At 65.0% G+C, this 20,771-nt stretch carries 19 protein-coding genes and 1 tRNA gene; 3 read left to right on the top strand and 17 right to left on the bottom strand.

Features of this window, described 5'->3' with window-relative positions:
- Position 1: 1 nt before the first annotated feature.
- The 17 genes from AC5O77_RS03165 to AC5O77_RS03245 all read right to left on the bottom strand — a co-directional run bounded on the left by AC5O77_RS03165 (position 2) and on the right by AC5O77_RS03245 (position 16,641).
- Entirely contained in the window at positions 2-1,510 is a 1,509-nt protein-coding gene (locus AC5O77_RS03165; protein ID WP_032128647.1) for an NADH-quinone oxidoreductase subunit M, read from the bottom strand.
- A 23-nt stretch (positions 1,511-1,533) separates the two neighbouring features.
- Entirely contained in the window at positions 1,534-3,711 is a 2,178-nt protein-coding gene (gene nuoL / locus AC5O77_RS03170) for an NADH-quinone oxidoreductase subunit L (protein WP_494506477.1), read from the bottom strand.
- A gap of 7 nt (positions 3,712-3,718) precedes the next feature.
- A complete protein-coding gene (gene nuoK / locus AC5O77_RS03175; protein ID WP_005417921.1) occupies positions 3,719-4,024 on the bottom strand; it encodes an NADH-quinone oxidoreductase subunit NuoK in 306 nt (101 codons plus the stop codon).
- Complete coding sequence (locus tag AC5O77_RS03180; RefSeq protein WP_032128645.1) at positions 4,021-4,677, bottom strand: NADH-quinone oxidoreductase subunit J; 657 nt, start codon at positions 4,675-4,677, stop codon at positions 4,021-4,023. The genes nuoK and AC5O77_RS03180 overlap by 4 nt, the downstream gene beginning before the upstream one ends.
- A 9-nt stretch (positions 4,678-4,686) precedes the next feature.
- A complete protein-coding gene (gene nuoI, locus AC5O77_RS03185; RefSeq protein ID WP_006381128.1) occupies positions 4,687-5,175 on the bottom strand; it encodes an NADH-quinone oxidoreductase subunit NuoI in 489 nt (162 codons plus the stop codon).
- A 3-nt stretch (positions 5,176-5,178) separates the two neighbouring features.
- Positions 5,179-6,273: an NADH-quinone oxidoreductase subunit NuoH gene (nuoH, locus tag AC5O77_RS03190; RefSeq protein ID WP_006381129.1), complete on the bottom strand. Its 1,095-nt coding sequence runs from the start codon at positions 6,271-6,273 to the stop codon at positions 5,179-5,181.
- Positions 6,270-8,504, bottom strand: a complete 2,235-nt coding sequence (nuoG, locus tag AC5O77_RS03195) for an NADH-quinone oxidoreductase subunit NuoG (protein ID WP_006381130.1) — start codon at positions 8,502-8,504, stop codon at positions 6,270-6,272. Before nuoG ends, nuoH begins: the two co-directional genes overlap by 4 nt.
- Positions 8,501-9,841 carry an NADH-quinone oxidoreductase subunit NuoF gene (nuoF, locus tag AC5O77_RS03200; RefSeq protein WP_006381131.1) on the bottom strand — a complete coding sequence of 447 codons (1,341 nt, stop codon included), beginning with the start codon at positions 9,839-9,841 and terminating at the stop codon, positions 8,501-8,503. Before nuoF ends, nuoG begins: the two co-directional genes overlap by 4 nt.
- Positions 9,842-9,845: 4 nt before the next feature.
- Positions 9,846-10,373 (bottom strand): NADH-quinone oxidoreductase subunit NuoE, encoded by a 528-nt coding sequence (gene nuoE, locus AC5O77_RS03205; RefSeq protein WP_006381132.1) that lies wholly within the window; start codon positions 10,371-10,373, stop codon positions 9,846-9,848.
- A gap of 97 nt (positions 10,374-10,470) precedes the next feature.
- Positions 10,471-11,778, bottom strand: a complete 1,308-nt coding sequence (locus AC5O77_RS03210) for an NADH-quinone oxidoreductase subunit D (protein ID WP_006458796.1) — start codon at positions 11,776-11,778, stop codon at positions 10,471-10,473.
- The gene (locus tag AC5O77_RS03215) at positions 11,775-12,524 is read right to left on the bottom strand and encodes an NADH-quinone oxidoreductase subunit C (RefSeq protein ID WP_005410462.1); all 750 of its coding nucleotides are present in this window, start codon (positions 12,522-12,524) and stop codon (positions 11,775-11,777) included. Before AC5O77_RS03215 ends, AC5O77_RS03210 begins: the two co-directional genes overlap by 4 nt.
- A 33-nt stretch (positions 12,525-12,557) precedes the next feature.
- Positions 12,558-13,112 (bottom strand): NuoB/complex I 20 kDa subunit family protein, encoded by a 555-nt coding sequence (locus AC5O77_RS03220; RefSeq protein WP_005410463.1) that lies wholly within the window; start codon positions 13,110-13,112, stop codon positions 12,558-12,560.
- The gene (locus AC5O77_RS03225) at positions 13,103-13,459 is read right to left on the bottom strand and encodes an NADH-quinone oxidoreductase subunit A (RefSeq protein WP_008265012.1); all 357 of its coding nucleotides are present in this window, start codon (positions 13,457-13,459) and stop codon (positions 13,103-13,105) included. The genes AC5O77_RS03220 and AC5O77_RS03225 overlap by 10 nt, the downstream gene beginning before the upstream one ends.
- Before the next feature lie 111 nt (positions 13,460-13,570).
- Positions 13,571-13,655 (bottom strand) — tRNA-Leu (locus AC5O77_RS03230).
- A gap of 51 nt (positions 13,656-13,706) precedes the next feature.
- A complete protein-coding gene (secG, locus tag AC5O77_RS03235) occupies positions 13,707-14,144 on the bottom strand; it encodes a preprotein translocase subunit SecG (RefSeq protein ID WP_010486424.1) in 438 nt (145 codons plus the stop codon).
- 31 nt (positions 14,145-14,175) lie between these two features.
- The gene (gene tpiA, locus AC5O77_RS03240) at positions 14,176-14,931 is read right to left on the bottom strand and encodes a triose-phosphate isomerase (protein ID WP_478056987.1); all 756 of its coding nucleotides are present in this window, start codon (positions 14,929-14,931) and stop codon (positions 14,176-14,178) included.
- Positions 14,932-15,705: 774 nt separating this feature from the next.
- Positions 15,706-16,641 carry an isopenicillin N synthase family dioxygenase gene (locus AC5O77_RS03245; protein ID WP_032128257.1) on the bottom strand — a complete coding sequence of 312 codons (936 nt, stop codon included), beginning with the start codon at positions 16,639-16,641 and terminating at the stop codon, positions 15,706-15,708.
- A gap of 195 nt (positions 16,642-16,836) precedes the next feature.
- On the opposite strand from AC5O77_RS03245, the gene AC5O77_RS03250 reads away from it, so the two are divergent.
- Genes AC5O77_RS03250 through AC5O77_RS03260 form a run of 3 tightly spaced genes read left to right on the top strand, consistent with a single transcriptional unit; the run spans position 16,837 to position 20,739 of the window.
- Entirely contained in the window at positions 16,837-18,723 is a 1,887-nt protein-coding gene (locus tag AC5O77_RS03250) for a DUF3413 domain-containing protein (protein ID WP_478056988.1), read from the top strand.
- 20 nt (positions 18,724-18,743) lie between these two features.
- On the top strand, positions 18,744-19,889 hold the full coding sequence (locus AC5O77_RS03255) for a glycosyltransferase family 4 protein (protein WP_478056989.1): 1,146 nt from the start codon (positions 18,744-18,746) through the stop codon (positions 19,887-19,889).
- A complete protein-coding gene (locus AC5O77_RS03260) occupies positions 19,882-20,739 on the top strand; it encodes a polysaccharide deacetylase family protein (protein WP_032128254.1) in 858 nt (285 codons plus the stop codon). Before AC5O77_RS03255 ends, AC5O77_RS03260 begins: the two co-directional genes overlap by 8 nt.
- Positions 20,740-20,771 lie beyond the last annotated feature (32 nt).

Below are 20,771 nucleotides of genomic sequence, written 5' to 3' on the forward strand. Positions count from 1 at the left end.
ATTACAGCAGCTTGCTGGATGCGATCTGCATCGCCAGCTTCGCGATCGAGGGCTCCATCAGGTCGGTCAGCGGCTTGGGGTAGATGCCCAGGGCCAGCACGCCGATGGCGAACACGCCCAGCACCAGCCATTCGCGACCGTTGATGTCCTTCAGTTCGGCAACGTGGCTGTTGGCCACTTCACCGAAGAAGATGCGCTTGTACAGCCACAGGGTGTAGGCGGCGCCGATGATCAGGGTGGTGGCCGCGCCCAGCGCGATCCACGGATTACGCTGGAAGGCCGCGAGGATGACCATGAACTCGCCGACGAAACCGCTGGTGCCCGGCAGGCCTGCATTGGCCATGAAGAACAGCATGGCGAAGGTCGCAAACCAGGGCATCACGTTGACCACGCCGCCGTAATCGGCGATGCGGCGGCTGTGCATGCGGTCGTACAGCACGCCCACGCTGGAGAACATCGCACCGGACACGAAGCCGTGCGAGATCATCTGCACCATGGCGCCCTGCAGGCCCAGGCGTGCGGCATCGGCGTTGCCGGCTTCACGCACCAGCCACAACGCGATGAAGGTGCCCAGGGTGACGAAGCCCATGTGCGCGATCGACGAATAGGCGATCAGCTTCTTCATGTCGTCCTGCACCAGGGCGACGAGGCCGACGTAGATCACCGCGATCAGCGACAGCGCGATCACCAGCCACGCCCATTCCTGCGACGCGTCCGGGACGATCGGCAGGTTGAAGCGCAGGAAGCCGTAGCCACCGATCTTCAGGGCGATGGCGGCCAGGATCACCGAACCGGCGGTCGGCGCTTCCACGTGGGCATCCGGCAGCCAGGTGTGGACCGGGAACATCGGCACCTTGACCGCGAAGGCGATCAGGAAGGCGAAGAAGATCCAGGTCTGTTCCTTGGCCGACAGCGGCAGCGCGTACAGGTCGGCCAGCTGGAAGCTGCCCCCCTTCATGTACAGGTAGATCAGCGCCACCAGCATCAGCACCGAGCCGAGGAAGGTGTACAGGAAGAACTTCAGCGCGGCGTAGATGCGACGCGGACCACCCCAGACACCGATGATCAGGAACATCGGGATCAGCATCGCCTCGAAGAACACGTAGAACAGCATCGCGTCCGTGGCCGAGAAGATACCGACCGTGACGCCTTCCAGGATCAGGAAGGCGGCCACGTACTGGTTGACGCGCTTGTCGATGGCGCTCCAGGCGCCGATCAGGGCAAGCACGCTGACCAGGGTGGTCAGCAGGATCAGCGCCACGGCGATGCCGTCCACGCCCAGGTTGTAGCCGATCTTGTACGCCGGGATCCAGGCATGGGTCTCGACGAACTGCAGACCGTCGATGCCCGCGTTGTAGCCGCTCAGCAGCGAGAGGCTCGCCACGAACGTCAGCACCGCTACGCCCAGCGACGCCCAGCGGGCGGTCTGCGCATCACGGATCGCAAGGATCAGGGCGCCACCGATGATCGGCAGCCAGATGAGGACACTGAGTAGAGGCCAGTTCGACACGTCTTCTTATTCCGTACAGGTCATCAACGCAGGTAATGCATCAGCACGCCCAGAAGGGCAATCAGGCCGATGATCATCGCGAAGGCGTAGTGATAGAGGAAACCGGATTGGGTACGACGCAGCACGCCGGCTGCGACGTCCACAACACGTGCCGAAAGATTGACCACGCCGTCGACGATGTTGCTGTCGATCCAGCGTGCGACCTTGCCCAGCTTGACGCTGCCACCGGCAAAGCCATCGATCCACAGCTTGTCGAAGCCGTACTTGTTTTCCAGCACCGACACCAGCGGAGCGAAGGTCTTGCGCGCCTTGCCCGACAGGTCCGGCTTCCACAGGTAGAACAGCGCAGCCAGCAGGAAGCCCGCCAGGGTCAGCCAGAACGGCGGCAGCATCATGCCGTGCAGCGCGAACGCCACCGGCCCGTGGAACTCTTCGCCCAGGAAGGCAACGGTGTTCTTGGCCGGATCGTAGAAATCGACGATGCCGGTGAAGAACGTGTTGACCTGGCCCTTGATTGCGTCGTGTGCATGGTGGCCGGCCCAGTCGGTGCCGTGCAGCATCGGACCGATGCTGAAGAAACCGATGGCGATCGACGGGATGGCCAGCAGGATCAGCGGCAGGGTCACCACCCACGGGGTTTCGTGCGGCTCATGCGGACCGTGGCCATGGCCGTGGTCGTCATGGTGCGCGTCCCCATGATGGGCATCAGCAGTGTGCGCATCTGCGGCGTGGTGATCGTCATGGGCATGGCCGTGATCATCATGCGCGTCGCGGAAGCGCTCCTTGCCGTGGAAGGTCAGGAACAGCAGGCGGAAGCTGTAGAAGCTGGTCACCAGCACGCCACCCAGCACTGCCCAGTAGCCATAGGTGGCCACCCAGCTGTTCTGCATGTGGGCGTGGATCTCGGCCGCCTCGATGATGGTGTCCTTCGAGTAGAAGCCGGAGAAGAACGGCGTACCGACCAGGGCCAGGGTACCGATCCACATGGTGACGAAGGTGATCGGCATGTACTTGCGCAGGCCGCCCATCTTGCGCATGTCCTGCTCGTGGTGCATCGCGATGATGACCGAGCCGGCACCCAGGAACAGCAGCGCCTTGAAGAAGGCGTGGGTCATCAGGTGGAACACGGCGGCCGAGTACGCCGACACGCCCAGTGCAACCGTCATGTAGCCCAGCTGCGACAGCGTGGAGTACGCGACGACGCGCTTGATGTCGTTCTGCACGATGCCGATCAGGCCGGTGAAGAACGCGGTGGTGGCACCGATGAACAGGATGAAGTTCAGCGCGGTCTGCGACAGCTCGAACAGCGGCGACATGCGGGTGACCATGAAGATACCGGCGGTCACCATCGTCGCGGCGTGGATCAGTGCCGAGATCGGGGTCGGGCCTTCCATCGAGTCCGGCAGCCACACGTGCAGCGGGACCTGGGCCGACTTGCCCATGGCACCGATGAACAGGCAGATGCAGATGACGGTGGCGATCGACCAGATCACCGGCTCGTTCAGCAGCTGCATTCCGAACATGGTGCCGTCCCAGATCTGCAGCTGGGCGCGCGGGTCAGCCAGCATGCCGGCCTGCGAGAACACCTGCGAGTAGTCCAGGGTGCCGAACACCCACAGCACGCCGGCGATACCGAGCAGGAAGCCGAAGTCACCAACGCGATTGACCAGGAACGCCTTCATGTTGGCGAAGATCGCAGTCGGGCGCTTGAACCAGAAGCCGATCAGCAGGTACGACACCAGGCCCACCGCTTCCCAGCCGAAGAACAGCTGCAGGAAGTTGTTGCTCATCACCAGGGTGAGCATCGAGAAGGTGAACAGCGAGATGTAGCTGAAGAACCGCTGGTAGCCCGGATCGTCCTGCATGTAGCCGATCGTATAGATGTGGACCAGCAGCGAGACGAAGGTCACCACCACCATCATCATCGCGGTCAGCTTGTCGACCATGAAACCGACGTGGGCCGAGTACTGACCGACTTCGAAGAACGTGTAGATGTTCTGGTTGAACGGCTGCGCACCGCCCCACAGCAACTGGTAGAGCGTGTACATCGACAGGCCGCAGGCAACCGCGACGCCGAGGATGGTGATGGTCTGCGCGCCGAAGCGCTTGACCTGGCGACCGAACAGGCCGGCGATGATGCTGCCGAACAGCGGTGCAAGCACCACTGCGATCAACAGACTCTTGGAGAGAGTGATTTCCATCTGTGGATCAGCCCTTCAACGAATCGACTTCGCCGACATTGATCGTGCGGCGGGTACGGAACAGGGTCACCAGGATCGCCAGGCCGATGGCGGCTTCCGCGGCGGCGACGGTCAGGATGAAGAACACGAACAGCTGGCCGGACGGATCGCCCAGCTGACGCGAGAAGCCGACGAAGTTGATGTTCACCGACAGCAGCATCAGTTCGATCGACATCAGCAGGACGATGACGTTCTTCCGGTTGAGGAAGATGCCGGCCAGGCTGATGGCGAACAGCACCGCGCCCAGCGCAAGGATGTGGCCAAGGGTAATCACGGCTGGGTCTCCTCGCCGGCGGCCGGCTTGCTGTTGCTGTGCACGACCGGCGCTTCGGCGCCCATCTTGACCATGCGCAGGCGCTGGCCGGCCTTGACCATGGTCTGCTCACCCGGGTTCTGGCTCTTCACGCCGGTACGGCGGCGCAAGGTCAGCATCACGGCGGCAACCACGGCCACGGTCAGGATGACGGCGGCGAACTCGAACGGCAGCAGGTACTCGGTGAACAGCGTACGCGCCAGCCAGGTGACGTTGGAGCTGTCGGCAGCGACCGCGGCGGCGTTGTCGGCCGGGAACGGGTTGACCGCCCTGCCCTTCACGCCGATCAGGATCAGCATCTGCACCAGCATCGCCACGGCAACAATGAGACCGACCGGCAGGTAGCGGACCCAGCCCTCACGCAGCTTGGTGGGGTCGATGTCGAGCATCATCACCACGAACAGGAACAGCACCATCACCGCGCCGACGTAGACCAGCACCAGCGCCACGCCGAGGAACTCGGCGCCGACCAGCAGCCACACGCAGGCAATGGAGAAGAAGGTCAGCACCAGGCAGAGCACGGCGTGAACCGGGTTGCGCACGCTGATCACCGCACCGGCCGAAACCGTTGCCGCGATGGCGAACACCCAGAAAGCGATATTTACCCAATCCATCTCTCGACCTCAGCGGTAAGCGGCATCGGCGGCGCGACGCTCGGCGATCTCGGACTCGAGACGGTCGCCCAGGGCCAGCAGCTGCGGCTTGGTAACGATGTTTTCGCCACGATTCTCGAAGTGATACTCGAGGATGTGGGTTTCGACGATCGAGTCCACCGGGCAGCTTTCTTCGCAGAAGCCGCAGAAGATGCACTTGAACAGATCGATGTCATAGCGCGTGGTACGGCGGGTGCCGTCTTCGCGCTTGGCCGAGTCGATGGTGATGGCCAATGCAGGGCACACCGCTTCGCACAGCTTGCAGGCGATGCAGCGCTCTTCACCGTTGGGGTAACGGCGCAGGGCGTGCAGGCCACGGAAGCGCGGCGACTGCGGGAACTTCTCCATCGGGTACATCATCGTGTACTTGGGCTTGAAGCTGTACTTCAGCGTCAGCCAAAGGCCGCCCAGCAGTTCGAGCAGCAGCAGGCTCTTGAAGTAATGGGTAATCCTGTTCATCACTTAGACGCCCTTTTGAATCACGCCGAAGAACACCATGACGGCGGTAACCGCGATCCACAGAATGGCCAGCGGGATGAAGACCTTCCAGCCCAGGCGCATGATCTGGTCATAGCGGAAGCGCGGGAAGCTGGCACGGAACCAGATGTAGGCACTGGCGAAGAAGAACACCTTGACGAACAGCCACGGTGCACCGCCCTTCCAGATCCAGTCGACCAGCGGCGAGACGTCGCCGAAGTTGACCCAGCCCTGGATGGGGCTCAGCCAGCCGCCGAGGAAGAAGATCGAGATCAGGAAGCTGATCAGGATCATGTTGGCGTATTCGGCCAGGAAGAACAGCGCGAACGCACCGCCCGAGTACTCGACCATGTGGCCAGCGACGATTTCCGATTCACCTTCCACCACGTCGAACGGCGCGCGGTTGGTTTCGGCAACGCCCGACACCCAGTAGATGACGAACAGCGGGAACAGCGGCAGCAGGAACCAGTCGAAGAAACCGGAATTGCCAGCCTGCGCCATCACGATGTTGCTCAGGTTCAGGCTGCCCGACGCGATCATCACGCCGACCAGGGCGAAGCCCATGGCGATTTCGTAGCTGATCATCTGCGCCGAGGCGCGCATCGCACCCAGGAACGCATACTTCGAGTTGGATGCCCAACCGGCCAGGATGATGCCGTAGATGCCCAGCGAGGTCATCGCCAGCAGGTACAGCAGGCCGGCGTTGGCGTTGGACAGCACGATCTGCGAATCGAAGGGGACCACCGACCAGGCCGCGAAGGCCGGAGCCAGGGTGATCAGCGGGGCCAGCAGGTAGATCGCCTTGTTGGCGCTGCTCGGCTGGACCACTTCCTTGAACAGCAGCTTGAAGACGTCGGCGAAGGCCTGGAAGATGCCCATGCCCACGTACATCGGGCCGTGGCGGACGTGCATCCAGCCGATCAGCTTGCGTTCCCAGACCACGTAGAAGGCCACCGAGATGATCACCGGAACGGTGATCACCAGGATCTTCAGGATGATCCAGATCAGCGCGCCGATGTCACCAAGGCCAAGCAGCCACTGGTGCAGCGGATCGACCGCGTTCAACAGCAATTCGTTCATGCAGCCACCACCGTTACGCGAGCGGCACCCAGCGGCGCGGTCGCGCCGTGGCCCGATTCAATCCAGACCGAACCCGCAGCGACGCGGGCGTCGATCACCACCGGCAGGGTGGCCTTGCCGGCATCGGTGCCGACCTTGGCCATCTGCCCTTCCTGCAGCTGCAGGCGAGCGGCATCTTCAGCGTTCAGCACGATGCGCGGGGCGTTGTTGAGCGGATGCGACTGCAGCGCCGGGGCGCGACGGACCACCGCATCGGTGCGGTAGATCGCGGCGGTCGAAGCCACTTCCAGGCCTTCGCCGGCAACCACCGGCTGTGCCGAGGCGGCAACGGCGACCGACACCGGGGCCAGGCTGGCGCGCAGGCCGGCCAGGTCGGTGAAGTCGAAACCGGCTACCGCCAGCTCACCGCCCAGGGCGCGCAGCACGCGCCAGCCCTCACGGGCCTCGCCCGGCAGCTTGCCGCCGGCACGCGCCGACTGCTCGCGACCATCGAGGTTGGTCAGGGTGGCGTCGATTTCCGGCAGCGCACCGATCGGCAGGATCACGTCGGCAACGTCGCGGGTGGAGACGCAGGCGAACTGGCTGAAGGCCACCACCTTGGCGCCGACCAGCGCCTTGCGCGCGGCGGGAGCGTCGGCGAAGTCCAGGCCCGGCTCCAGGCCGTAGACCACGTACGCCTGGCGCGGCTGCGCCAGCATCGCGGCGACGTCCTTGCCGGCCGGCAGCACGCCTGCGCGGGTCAGGCCAACAGCGTTGGCACCCTGCGGGATGCGGCACAGCTTGGCACCGGTCGCAGCAGCGAAGTCACGCGCGGCGGCGCGGATCGCGGCAGCCTGCGGATGGTTTTCGGCGATGCCACCGACGATCAGCACGGTGTTGTTGCCGCCCTGCACCGCCGAACGCAGCTCGGCGTTGGCCAGCGCGTCGACGAACTTCGACGGCGCGACGATCTGCTTGCCGGCGATGCTGAAGGCGAAGTCGAAGTCCACCGGGTTGACGACGTGGATCTTCGCGCCGTTGGTGGTCTGCGCCTTGCGCAGGCGGGCGTGCAGCAGCGGCAGTTCGTGGCGGATGTTGCTGCCCAGAACGACGATGCGGTCGGCGCCTTCGATCTCGGCCAGCGGCAGGCCGAACACTTCGGCGGTGGCGGCGTCGGAGAAATCGCGGTTGTTGATGCGGTGGTCGATGTTGCTCGAGCCCAGGCCCTTGGCCAGGCGGGCCAGCAGCGCACCTTCCTCGTTCGAGGTGGACGGGTGCACCAGCACGCCCAGGTTGTCGCCCTGGTTGGCCTTGAGGATCTCGGCGGCCGCGGCCAGGCCTTCGGCCCAGCTCACTTCCTTCCACTCGCCATTGACCTTGCGCAGCGGCTTGACCGCACGGTCTTCGCTGTACAGGCCCTGGTGCGAGTAACGGTCACGATCGGACAGCCAGCACTCGTTCACCGCTTCGTTGTCGCGCGGCACGGTGCGCAGCACTTCGCCGCGACGCACGTGCAGGAACAGGTTCGAACCCATCGCGTCGTGGTAGCCCAGCGATTCGCGCGCGGTCAGTTCCCACGGGCGGGCGCGGAACTGGAACACCTTGTTGGTCAGCGCGCCGACCGGGCAGACGTCGACGACGTTGCCGGACAGCTCGGTGGTCAGCGGCTTGCCGTCGAAGGTACCGATCTGCAGGTTCTCACCGCGGTACATGCCACCCAGTTCGTAGGTACCGGCAACGTCGGCGGTGAAGCGGACGCAGCGGGTGCACTGGATGCAACGGGTCATCTCGGTGGCGACCAGCGGGCCCATGTCCTCGTCCGGCACCACGCGCTTGCGCTCGTTGAAGCGGCTGACCGAACGGCCATAGCCCAGCGACACGTCCTGCAGCTCGCACTCGCCGCCCTGATCGCAGATCGGGCAGTCCAGCGGGTGGTTGATGAGCAGGAACTCCATCACCGAGCGCTGGAACTTCAGTGCCTTTTCGCTGCGGGTGGCGACCTTCATGCCGTCCATCACCGGGGTGGCGCAGGCCGGCGCCGGCTTCGGCGACTTCTCCACGTCCACCAGGCACATCCGGCAGTTGGCGGCGATCGGCAGCTTCTCGTGGTAGCAGAAGCGCGGAATCGAAATGCCGGCCTTGTCGGCCGCCTGGATGATCATCGAACCCTTGGGCACGACCAGCGACTTGCCATCGATTTCGATGGTCACGTGGTCCGGTGGCACGTTCGGGTTTACGGGTTGCGCGCTCATGCGGCGGCTGCCTCCACCTTCTTGCCGTCAACCATCGAATGACCGTTGACGATGTAGTACTCGAATTCGTCCCAGAACTGGCGCAGGAAGCCCTGGATGGGCCATGCAGCCGCTTCACCGAACGCACAGATGGTGTGGCCTTCGATCTGGCCGGCCACCGCCTTCAGCTGGTGCAGGTCTTCCATCGTGGCCTTGCCGGCGACGATGCGCTCCAGCACGCGGTGCATCCAGCCGGTGCCTTCACGGCACGGGGTGCACTGGCCGCACGATTCCTTGTGGAAGAACTGGCTGATGCGGCAGGCGAACTTGACGCAGCAGACGCTGTCGTCGAGCACCACGATCGCACCCGAACCCAGGCCGGAGCCCAGCGCACGGATGGTGTCGTAGTCCATCGGCAGATCCTGCAGCTCGGCCGCGGTCAGTACCGGCATCGACACGCCGCCCGGGATCGCGCCCTTGAGGGTGCGGCCCGGACGCAGGCCACCGGCCATTTCCAGCAGGTCGTGGAACTTGGTGCCCAGCGGCACTTCGAAGTTGCCGCCGTTCTGCACGCAGCCGGACACCGAGAAGCACTTCGGACCGCCGTTGGCGGTCAGGCTCAGGCCCTTGAACCACTCCGGACCGTTGCGGATGATCGCCGGCACCGAGCCGTAGGTTTCGGTGTTGTTGATCGTCGACGGCTTGCCGTACAGGCCGAAGTTGGCCGGGAACGGCGGCTTGTAGCGCGGCTGGCCCTTCTTGCCTTCCAGCGATTCCATCAGCGCGGTTTCTTCGCCGCAGATGTATGCGCCGGCGCCCAGCGCACCGTAGATGTCGATGTCCACGCCCGAGCCCATCACGTTCTTGCCCAGCCAGCCATTTGCATAGGCGTCGGCCAGGGCCTGCTCGAAGTGCTCGAACGGCTCGTGGTGGAACTCACCGCGCAGGTAGTTGTAACCCACGGTCGAACCGGTGGCGTAGCAGGCGATCGCCATGCCTTCCACCACCGAATGCGGGTTGTAGCGCAGGATGTCGCGATCCTTGCAGGTGCCCGGCTCGGATTCGTCCGAGTTGCAGAGGATGTACTTCTGCATGTTGCCCTTGGGCATGAAGGACCACTTCAGGCCGGTCGGGAAGCCTGCGCCACCGCGGCCGCGCAGGCCCGAGGCCTTGACCATCTCGATGACCTGCTCCGGCGGGATCTTCTCTTCGAGGATCTTGCGCAGGGCGGCGTAGCCACCGGTCTTCAGGTAGCTTTCGTACGACCACGGGGTGTCGTAATGCAGGGTGGTGTAGACCACCTGGTGCGGCAGCGGCGCGGGGCCGACCGGACCCTTGGATTCGTGGTGATGTGCCATGCCCTTACTCCAGCCCGTCCAGCAGCTCGTCGACCTTTTCCAGGGTCAGACGCTCATGGTAGTGACCGTTGATGACCATCATCGGCGCGCCACCGCAGCCGGCCAGGCACTCTTCCTCGCGCTTGAGGTAGACGCGGCCGTCCGGGGTCGATTCACCGTGCTTGATGCCCAGCTTCTTCTCGCAATGGCGGACGATGTCCTCGGCGCCATTGAGCCAGCAGCTGATGTTGGTGCAGATGGCCACGTTGTTGCGGCCCACCTTCTCGGTCTCGAACATCGAGTAGAAGCTGGCGACCTCGTAGGCCCACACCGGCGGCAGGTCCAGGTACTTGGCCACGCCGGCGATCAGTTCGTCGGTCAGCCAGCCCTCGTTCTGCTCCTGGGCCGCATGCAGGCCCTGCAGCACGGCAGAGCGCTTGCGGTCCGGCGGGAACTTGGACAGCCAGTGATCGATGTGAGCGCGGGTCTTGTCGCTCAGCACCACCATCGGGTCGACGTCGCGCGCCGCCTCGAAATTACCTGTCGCCTTCATCGGCCGACCTCAGCGAAATGCATAACGTGAAATTCCAGAAACTGCGGCGCCGGCTTGCGCCGGCTGCCTGCAGCGGGCGTTGGCGTGGCGGACGGCATTACCGGTCAACCTCGCCGAACACCAGGTCGTAGGTACCGATCATCGCCACCACGTCGGCCAGCATGTGGCCGCGCACGATCGAATCGATCGAGGACAGGTGGGCGAAGCCCGGTGCGCGCAGGTGCACGCGGAACGGCTTGTTGGCGCCGTCGGAAACCAGGTAGCAGCCGAACTCGCCCTTGGGCGCTTCCACTGCAGCGTAGGTTTCACCGGCCGGCACGCAATAGCCTTCGCTGAACAGCTTGAAGTGGTGGATCAGCGCTTCCATGTCGTCCTTCATGTCCTCGCGCTTGGGCGGAGCGACCTTGAAGTTCTTGACCATGACCGGGCCGGGGTTGGCCTTCAGCCACGCCACGCACTGCTTGATGATGCGGTTGGACTCGCGCATTTCGGCAACACGGACCAGGTAGCGGTCGTAGCAGTCGCCTTCCTTGCCCAGCGGGATGTCGAAATCGACGGCATCGTACTTGGCATACGGACGCTTCTTGCGAAGGTCCCAGGCAATGCCCGAGCCACGCAGCATCACGCCGGTCATGCCCCACTGGTGGGCCAGTTCCGGAGTGACCACGCCGATGCCGACGGTACGCTGCTTCCAGATACGGTTGTCGGTCAGCAGGGTTTCGTATTCGTCGATGCGTTTGGGGAACTCGACGGTGAAGTTCTCCAGGAAGTCCAGCAGCGAGCCTTCGCGCGAAGCATTGAGCTGCTTCAGCGCCTTGCCCTTGTGCCAGCGCGATTCCTTGTACTTCGGCATGTGGTCCGGCAGGTCGCGGTAGACACCGCCCGGACGGTAGTACGCCGCGTGCATGCGCGCGCCGGAGACCGCTTCATAGCAGTCCATCAGCTCTTCGCGCTCGCGGAAGGCATACAGCATCACCGCCATCGCACCCAGGTCGAGCGCGTTGGAGCCCAGCCACATCAGGTGGTTGAGGATGCGGGTGATTTCGTCGTACATGGTGCGGATGTACTGCGCACGCTCCGGCGCTTCGATGCCCATCAGGGTCTCGATCGCGCGCACGTAGGCGTGCTCGTTGCACATCATCGACACGTAATCCAGGCGATCCATGTAGCCGATCGACTGGTTGAACGGCTTGGACTCGGCCAGCTTTTCGGTACCACGGTGCAGCAGACCCACGTGCGGGTCGGCGCGCATGATGGTTTCGCCGTCCATTTCCAGGATCAGGCGCAGCACACCGTGCGCGGCCGGATGCTGCGGGCCGAAGTTCATGGTGTAGTTGCGGATTTCCTGCCGGCTTTCGGCGGCGTTGCTGGCGAAGGCTTCGCCGGCCTGGTGTACGTGGCTCACTTCACTGCCTCCTGCGCGCGCTCACCTTCTGCGGTCTGCAGACGGGCGTCGTCGCGGATCACGCGCGGCACGCCGACACGCGGCTCCACCGAGGTGACCGGTTCGTAGATCACGCGCTTCTTTTCTTCGTCGTAGCGGACTTCGACATTGCCGATCAGCGGGAAGTCCTTGCGGAACGGATGGCCGACGAAACCGTAGTCGGTCAGGATCCGGCGCAGGTCCGGGTGGCCTTCGAAGATCACGCCGTACAGGTCGAACGCTTCGCGCTCGAACCAGTTCAGGCCCGGCCAGATGCCGGTCAGCGAGGACACCACCGGCAGCGCTTCGTCAGGGGCGAAGCAGCGCAGGTGCATCATCAGGTTGTGCTGGTACGAACGCAGCTGGGCGACCACGGCGAAACGCTGGGTCGGCATGTGCTGCGGGCGGGCACCGTCGGCGCCGTTTTCCTCGGTGGGGAACTCGCCCCACGCGAAACGGCCCTGGGCCTTGCCTTCGACGCCACGACTGAAGCCCTGCGAGGACACGTCGGCGGTGTCCCATTCGTCGGAGCCATAACCGAGGTAGTCGACGCCGCAGAGATCCACGGCCTGCTCGAAACCAAACTCGTCACGCAGCGCCAGGGCGGTGGCGTGCCACTCGGCGGCAGGCACTTCCAGCGTCACTTCGCCGCGGGGTTCGACCACGATGACCTTCGCACCTGCGAAACGTGCGGAGAGTCGGTCGATGAAGGATGCTTGCTCTGCCATGGGGGCTTGGCGCGCTCTTGTCAGGTGAAGGGGTCAGCGGGCGATGGTCTGTGTACGCCAGATCTTCTTCTGCAGCTGCAGGATCCCGTACACCAGCGCCTCGGCGGTCGGCGGGCAGCCCGGGACGTAGACGTCCACCGGCACCACGCGATCACAGCCGCGCACCACAGAATAGGAGTAGTGGTAATAGCCGCCACCATTGGCGCAGCTACCCATCGAGATGACCCACTTCGGGTCCGGCATCTGGTCGTAGACCTTGCGCAGCGCCGGGGCCATCTTGTTGACCAGGGTACCGGCCACGATCATCACGTCGGACTGACGCGGCGACGGGCGGAACACCACGCCGTAGCGGTCAAGGTCCAGGCGCGCGGCGCCGGCATGCATCATCTCGACCGCGCAGCAGGCCAGACCGAAGGTCATCGGCCACATCGAGCCGGTGCGCGCCCAGTTCAGCAGTGCATCGACGCTGGTGGTGACGAAGCCCTTTTCCAGCAGCGGGTTGTCGCCTTCCGGCCGCAGGATGTCATCAACCCGGCCTTCCGGCGTGGGGTTGTTCATGAGGCCATCGAGAGTCTGAATCACTCCCATTCCAGCGCTCCCTTCTTCCAGACGTAAATGAAACCGAGGAACAGCATGCCGACGAACAGGCCCATGGTGATGAGCGAACGGGCACCCAGCTCCATGAAGACCTGGGTCCACGGCACGATGAAGATGATTTCCAGGTCGAAGACGATGAACTGGATCGCGATCAGGTAGTAGCGCACGTCGAACTTCATGCGCGCGTCTTCGAAGGCCTCGAAGCCGCACTCGTACGGCGACAGCTTTTCCAGATCGGGGCGGCGGGGACCGAGGAATCGACCAACCAGCATCAGCGTAATGCCGATACCGGTGGCAACGATCAGAAACAGCAGAGACGGCAAATATTCGGCCAGCACAGCGATTCTCTCTTGCCTCTGCCGCCGCGCCTGCAGGCGCTTTGGCATGGGGGAGTGGACGGAAATCTGCCTGGCGCCTTGCGCGCCAGACGAACCCGCTTTACTTACAAATGGTGCCCAAGAGGGGACTCGAACCCCTACGACTTGCGTCGCTACCACCTCAAGGTAGTGCGTCTACCAATTCCGCCACCTGGGCAAACGATCACATCAGACTATCTTCCCGATGCGCCGCGTATTGTAACCGGCTTCAGTCTTTCTGGGAGCCTTCCGAAGGCTTTTCTTCACCAGAAACCGAAGATTCCGCCTGAGCCGGCACATTCGCGGCCGGAACCGGGGCGGCCGGGACCGCATCGGCCTTCGGAACGGCCGGCAGTTCACCCGCCGGAGCCGCCGGAGCGACTGCCGCCGGTGCGGACATCAGGCCCAGATCCTGGTCGGCCGCCGGGCGGCTGCCATGACCGGCATACCAGGCCATGAAGAGGCTGATGCCGAAGAACACGACAGCCAGCCACTTGGTCGACTTGGACAGGAAGTTCGAGGCGCCGCGCGCACCGAACACCGTACCCGAGGCACCGGCACCAAAGCCCGAACCCGCCGCCGCACCCGAGCCACGCTGCATCAGGATCAGCGCGATCATGGCCACAGCGACCAGCACGTAGACGACATTGAGGATCAACATCAGCATTGGAAACCGCCCTCGGACAAAACTTCTAGGATTAGTTCGCGGCCGCCGCCCGTGCGATGGCCAGGAAGTCCGCGGCCACCAGGGAGGCGCCGCCGACCAGCCCACCATCGACATCCGGCTGCGCGAACAGTTCCCCGGCATTGTCGGGCTTCACGCTACCGCCGTAAACAATGGGCAGTGAATCAGCGATTCTAGCATCGATACGCGCGACTTCGCCACGGATGAACGCGTGCACCTGCTGCGCCTGCTCCTTGGTGGCGGTACGGCCGGTACCGATGGCCCAGACCGGCTCGTAGGCGACCACGGCCTTGGCGAAACCGGCCGCGCCGACCAGCTCCAGCACCGGCGCCAGCTGGCCGGCGATGACCGCTTCGGTCTGCCCGGCCTCGCGCTGCTCCAGGGTCTCGCCCACGCACAGCACCGGCACCAGGCCGGCGTGCAGGGCGGCGGCGAACTTGCGTGCGACCAGCTCGCTGCTTTCGTGGTGGTACTGGCGGCGCTCGGAATGGCCGACCAGGCCATAGCGGGCGCCGACCTCGACCAGCATGGCGGCGCAGACCTCGCCGGTGTAGGCGCCCTTCTCGTTGCTGCTCACGTCCTGCGCGCCAAAGGCCAGGCCGGTCTCGCCGAAGTCCTCGACCAGCTCCCCCAGGTAGGGCAGCGGCGGCAGGATCACCACGTCCACCCCCTCCAGCGGCAGCCCGGCGGCGACCTGCCCCAGCAGTTCATTGGCGAATTGACGGCTGCCATGCAGCTTCCAGTTTCCGGCGACGATCTTGCGGCGCATGAGCGGGTGGCTCCTGTGTGAAGTCAGCCGGTCATGATACCCGTTACGGCAAAAATCCGTTTCCGTGTAAGCGGTTACATGGATTTTCAGCCAACGGCGCAGCCCCTCGTGGCGGGGGTGGGGTTGGGTTGGTCGCGGAGAGCCCGGTTGGATTTGGGGCTTGGCCGGGCGGGTGGGACTGCGCAGGGGGCGCTGCAAGTCCCCCTCCGGGGCCCGGCCCAGCCGCTGGCGGCTGTGCGTTCTGGCGCTTGCGAAGCAGTGCTTCGCAAGCAAAGCGCCCTCCCCCCTGTAAGCTCGGTCGCCGCTTGCTCGTGGGCGCCGTCCTGCACACACGAGCAAGACCCGGGTTGGGCGTCCTGCCCAACGCGCCCGAGGCATGCCTCGGGCCCATGCGGCTCACGCCCCTGCGCAGCCCCACCCGCCCGGCCTCTGACACATTCCGGCGGTTCCGCCCGCCACGGAAAGAAATAAGAAGATCAAAAGCAAAAGCGGCAGTGCGGATAGCTGCCCGCACCCATGGCGTGGATCTACCGTGTCGACCAAGGTCGACACCTACCGGAAATCGCGATTTACCCACCGTCACCGGGAAACTGTCGGAGGTCACTTCATGGACGGGTTCACGGCGTGTCCTGCCAACCCACACCGCCCCGCCCAACCAGCAGAAACCCAGAGCCGCTTTGGCTTTGGACTTGCCGGCCAGCGGCCGGCACTACCGCGGGTGCAGGACGGGTCACTGCAAAGAAAAAGGCCGCCTTTCGGCGGCCTCACTTCTCATTACTTCAGCTTGATCTCGCGCAGGCGTTCCTCGAGGAAGCCGTGGGCGGTGATCGCCTCCGGGTACCGGCTCGGGTTCTCCGGGGTGATGCAGGACGGCAGCACGTCGATCAGATAGTCCGGGTTCGGGTGCAGGAAGAACGGCACCGAGTAGCGCGGCTGGCGGGCCAGCTCGCCCGGGGGGTTGACCACGCGGTGGATGGTCGACGGATACACGTGGTTGGTCAGGCGCTGCAGCATGTCGCCGATATTGACCACGATGGTGTCCGCGTCCGAGGTGAACGGCACCCACTCGCCCTCGTGCGACTGCACTTCCAGGCCCGCGGCGCTGGCACCGACCAGCAGGGTGATGAAGTTGATGTCGCCATGCGCGCCGGCACGCACGTTCGGGATGTCGTCGGTGGTGATCGGCGGGTAGTGGATCGGGCGCAGGATCGAGTTGCCGAAGTTGGTCTTGTCGGCGAAGAAGTCTTCCGGCAGGCCGATGTGCAGGGCCAGCGCCGACAGCACGCGCGACCCCAGGTTGTCCAGCGCCTGGTACAGGCCGTAACCGCGCTCGCGGAAGCCCTCGACCTCGGTCGGCCACAGGTTCGGCGCCATCACGTCACGGTACTTGGAGTCGTCGGCGATCTCGCGACCGATGTGCCAGAACTCCTTCAGGTCGAAATGCTTGGAGCCCTTGGCGGTCTCCACGCCGAACGGGGTGTAGCCGCGGGCGCCGCCACTGCCGGCCACGTGGTACTTGCGCTTGACCTCCTCCGGCAGGGCGAAGAAGGCCTTGAAGGCATCGTAGGCCGCGTCGATGTCGGCCTGCGGGATGCCGTGGTTGCGGATGCCCGCGAATCCCCATTGGCGGTAGGCCGCGCCCAGCTCGGCCACGAAGGCCTCGCGGTCGCTGTCGAAACGGGTGATGTCGAGGGTGGGGATCTGGCTCACAGCGGTTCCTGGCTTGTCGTTGGGTCTGGAAGGGCCAGCGCATTCATGGCCCACCTGAACATTGTGACAGATCGCCCGGGGGACGCCACTCGATACGAAGAAACAAACCGATACAATGCGCAACCCGCGCGCGGATTAACGATTCCGTCACAACCGGGACTCCCGCCCCTGCTCCACCTGCCGCCTCCGTCCTTCATGCGCCCTGCTGCTCCTTCTGCCAACACCTCCCTGCCCTCTGGCCCGGCACGTCACTGGCGCCGATTGGCCTGGTGGTCGCTGTTCGTGGCCGGCAACGCGCTGCTGGCGATGGCGATCACGCTCGGCAACGTACCGCTGGCCGACAACCCCGGTGGCGCAATCGGCCTGGTTTACCTGTCGGTCGCTCTGCCGGGGCATCTGCTCGCCTTCGGTGCCCTCGCAGGCCTGCTGCCGCTGCTGCTGGGCCTGTGGCCGCGCAGCGCGCGCACGCTGAGCATCAGCGCCGTGCTGCTGCAGGGCCTGTGGCTGTGCCTGCTGCTGGTTGATGCGAAGGTTTTCACTCTGTATCGGTTCCACCTCAATGCCATGGTGGTGAACATGGTGTTCGGCGGCGCGCTGCAGGACCAGGTCGCGTTGTCCTGGAAAACCTGGCTGCAGGCCGGACTGCTGGTCGCCGCCATCTTCGCCGCCGAAGGCCTGCTGGCCTGGGCATGCTGGAAGCTGTTGCCCGCCCTGCCCCGCCGCCGCCGGGTCCTGCAGGCCTGGGCGGTGGTCGCTCTGCTGATGGGGGGCGGCCAGGTCGCCACCGCCTACTACGATGCCCGCGGCGACCGCGATGTCATCGCGCAGTGGAACTACCTGCCCTGGGCACAGCCGATCACCGCAAAGAGCTTCATGCGCAAACTGGGCGTTGTCAGCGAACAGCAGGCCGGCCTGCCTGACCCGCGCCATGCGCAGCTGCTGTATCCGCTGCAGCCCCTGCGCTGCCAGAACCCATATCGGCCGAATGTGCTGATGGTGGTGCTGGAGTCGCTGCGCCAGGACGCCATGACGCCGCAGCTGATGCCCAATACGACGGCACTGGCACAGGCTTCGCGCGTATACGACCAGCATTTCAGCACCGGCAATGCCACCCGCTACGGCCTGTTCGGCCTGCTCTACGGCCTGCCCGGCGGCTACTGGCAGAGCATGCTGGACGAACAGCGCGGCTCGCAGCTGTTCCAGGTGCTGGGCCAGCAGGGCTACGACCTGCACCTGTACGGCAGCGCGCCGCTGTACAGCCCGGAGTTCGACCGCACCGCCTTCGCCGACGTACGCGACCAGCTGCACCAGGGCCCCTCCGCCCTGACACCCGACAAGCGTGACGCAGCCATCGTCACCGCGCTGCAGAACGACATCCGCACCAGCCAGGCCGCGCAGCACCCGTGGTTCGGCTTCGTGTTCCTCGACTCCACCCACGCCGGCTACCACCTGCCCGCCAGCTACCCGCCGGTGGCCACGCCGATGGCCAAGGAGATCGACTTCCTGTCCTTCGGCCCGGACCACGACCCGACGCCGGAGCTCAACCGCTACCGCACCGCCGTGCACTACGCCGACAGCCTGGTCGGCTCGCTGCTGGACGACCTTCGCGCACAAGGCCTGGCCGAGAACACCATCGTGCTGGTCACCGGTGACCATGCCGAAGAGTTCAACGACCTCAAGCTGAACTACTGGGGCCACAACGGCAACTTCTCCGACTACCAGCTGCAGGTGCCGTTCGTGCTGCACTGGCCAGGCCAGGCCAGCGGCCATGAGATGCGCACCAGTTCGCATGAGGACTGGGTGCCGACGTTGATGCGCCACGCACTGGGCTGCGAGAACGCACTGAGCGACTTCAGTACTGGCCAGGACCTGCTGGCCGCGCCCACCACCAGCGAACGTGCGCTGGTGGTGGAGAGCTGGTCGCAGCGCGCGGTACGCCATGGCGATGCCATCTACGTGTTCGACAAGTTCGGCAACGCCACCGCGCTCGACCGGCACTACCGTCCGCTGCCGCAGCAGGCGCCGGACGCCGCCGCCATCCGCTCCGCATGGGAAGCGCTGACCCGCTTCCGCAACCGCTGAACTTCAAGGACCGATCCTGCATGAACCGTCCGCTGCGCATCCTGCATACCGAATCCGCCAAGGGAATGGGCGGGCAGGAGATCTACATCTTCCGGCACATGCAGGTGATGCGCGCGCGTGGCCATGAAGTGTCGTTGCTGTGCCAGCCCGATGCGCGCCTGGCCACACTGGCACGCGACGACGGTTTCACCGTGCATACGCTGCGCATGGGAGGCCTGGCGCGCCTGCTGCGCGGCGTGTGGTCGGTATCGCGACTGGTGCGTCGCGAACGCTACGACGTGGTCAACACCACCAGCCGCCGCGATGCGCTGATCGCCGCCGCCGGTGCACGCCTGGGCGGCACGCCGCTGGTGGTGCGCTCGCGCCACCTGATGAGCCCGGTCAATTCGCTGCTGACCTATACCGGGCTTCCGCACCGGGTTTTGACCGTCAGCAGTTTCGTCAAGCAACTGCTGGCCGACCGTGGCATTCCGGCCGAGCGCATCGGCATCGTGCCGCCGATCGCGGTTCCGCCGCGCTGGAGCGAGATCCGCAAGGCCGATCCCTGGCAGTGCCTGCAGGACGCGCGCGCGCAGGTGCGTGCCGAGCTCGGTTTCGGCGAACAGGACATCGTGGTCGGCTGCGTGGCGGTACTGCGCGAGCCCAAGGGCCATGCCGACCTGCTGCAGGCGATGATCCCGTTGTGCAAGGCCAACCCGGACCTGCACCTGGTGATCGTCGGTGATGGTCAGGCCGTGACGGAACGACTGCAGGCGATGTGCGCCGAGCACGGCCTGCAGCGCCAGGTGCACCTGCTCGGCTACCGCGATGGAGCCTGCCGGCTGATGGCCGGCTTCGACATCTTCGCGCTGGCCTCGCACAAGGAAGCGGCCGGCACCGTGTTCCTGGAAGCGGCTTATGTGGGCGTACCGATCGTAGCCACGCGGGTGGGTGGCGTGCCGGAGATGGTGGTCGATGGCAGCAATGCGATCCTCACCCGTTTGGGAGACAATGCCGCCCTGACAGGTGCCTTGCGCCTGCTGGTGGACGACCCGGAACGGCGGCGGCAGATGGGCCGCGCTGGCTGGGACTGGATGCACGGCGCACACCGCTTCACGCCGGACGGCCACGGTGAAGCCACCGAACACTACTACCACCAGTGGCTGAAGGAGCTGGGACATGGCTGATGCGCGAACCGTTCCGGTGCTGATGCACCACCATGTCAGCCCTTCGCCGGGCATGATCACCGTGTCGCCGGAAAACTTCGAAAGCCAGATCGCGTGGCTGGCAGGCAATGGCTGGACCTCACTGACGCTGGACCAGTACGCCGGCTTCCTGGCCGGCAAGCCGGTGCCGCGCAAGTCGATCGTCATCACCTTCGACGATGGCTACCTGGACAACTGGGTGTATGCCCATCCGATCCTGCAGAAGTACGGCATGCATGCCGTGGTGTTCGTGGTCACCGGCTGGATGGGCGAAGGCCCGGAACGTCCGCATGCCGGCATTGCCGGAGCGACGCTGCCGTCGACGCCGGACCATCGCGGCTGCGAAGCGGCGATCTACGAGCAGGACCGCAGTGACGATGTGATGATGCGCTGGAGCGAAGCACGTGCGGCCATCGCCGCCGGCACCTTCGAAGTGCATTGCCACACCCATACCCACACCCGCTGGCTGCGCCGTGACGATCTGGACCGTGCGCAGCGCCGCGCGGGCCTGAGCCGGGATCTGGCGATCTCGCGCGAAGTCCTGCAGGACAAGCTTGGCGACGTGTCCGATACCTTGTGCTGGCCGTACGGTGATTTCGACCAGGATCACATCGAAGTGGCGCGCGAGCAGGGCTTCCGCTACCTGCACACCACCCACCCGTTCGGCCGCAACGTGATCGGTGGCGACCCGGAACGCATCTATCGTTTCGCGATCCGCAACCGCCCGGCCAACTGGCTGCGCAAGCGCATCCGCCTGAGTTACAACCCGCTGATCGCGCCGCTGTTCAATGGGTTCAAGGCACGCCAGAAGAAGATGGTGCCGGGGCCCTGAACACGCCATCCACCCGGGCCGCCGCAAAAGAA

The sequence above is a fragment of the Stenotrophomonas sp. INTA L402-1 genome, from assembly GCF_059295135.1.

Coding starts and splice junctions, on each gene's coding strand:
- nuoL (WP_494506477.1), bottom strand. CDS start 3,711: ATGGAAATCACTCTCTCCAAGAGTCTGTTGATCGCAGTGGTGCTTGCA.
- AC5O77_RS03180 (WP_032128645.1), bottom strand. CDS start 4,677: ATGGATTGGGTAAATATCGCTTTCTGGGTGTTCGCCATCGCGGCAACG.
- nuoI (WP_006381128.1), bottom strand. CDS start 5,175: ATGAACAGGATTACCCATTACTTCAAGAGCCTGCTGCTGCTCGAACTG.
- nuoH (WP_006381129.1), bottom strand. CDS start 6,273: ATGAACGAATTGCTGTTGAACGCGGTCGATCCGCTGCACCAGTGGCTG.
- nuoG (WP_006381130.1), bottom strand. CDS start 8,504: ATGAGCGCGCAACCCGTAAACCCGAACGTGCCACCGGACCACGTGACC.
- nuoF (WP_006381131.1), bottom strand. CDS start 9,841: ATGGCACATCACCACGAATCCAAGGGTCCGGTCGGCCCCGCGCCGCTG.
- nuoE (WP_006381132.1), bottom strand. CDS start 10,373: ATGAAGGCGACAGGTAATTTCGAGGCGGCGCGCGACGTCGACCCGATG.
- AC5O77_RS03215 (WP_005410462.1), bottom strand. CDS start 12,524: ATGGCAGAGCAAGCATCCTTCATCGACCGACTCTCCGCACGTTTCGCA.
- AC5O77_RS03220 (WP_005410463.1), bottom strand. CDS start 13,112: ATGGGAGTGATTCAGACTCTCGATGGCCTCATGAACAACCCCACGCCG.
- secG (WP_010486424.1), bottom strand. CDS start 14,144: ATGCTGATGTTGATCCTCAATGTCGTCTACGTGCTGGTCGCTGTGGCC.
- tpiA (WP_478056987.1), bottom strand. CDS start 14,931: ATGCGCCGCAAGATCGTCGCCGGAAACTGGAAGCTGCATGGCAGCCGT.
- AC5O77_RS03250 (WP_478056988.1), top strand. CDS start 16,837: ATGCGCCCTGCTGCTCCTTCTGCCAACACCTCCCTGCCCTCTGGCCCG.
- AC5O77_RS03255 (WP_478056989.1), top strand. CDS start 18,744: ATGAACCGTCCGCTGCGCATCCTGCATACCGAATCCGCCAAGGGAATG.
- AC5O77_RS03260 (WP_032128254.1), top strand. CDS start 19,882: ATGGCTGATGCGCGAACCGTTCCGGTGCTGATGCACCACCATGTCAGC.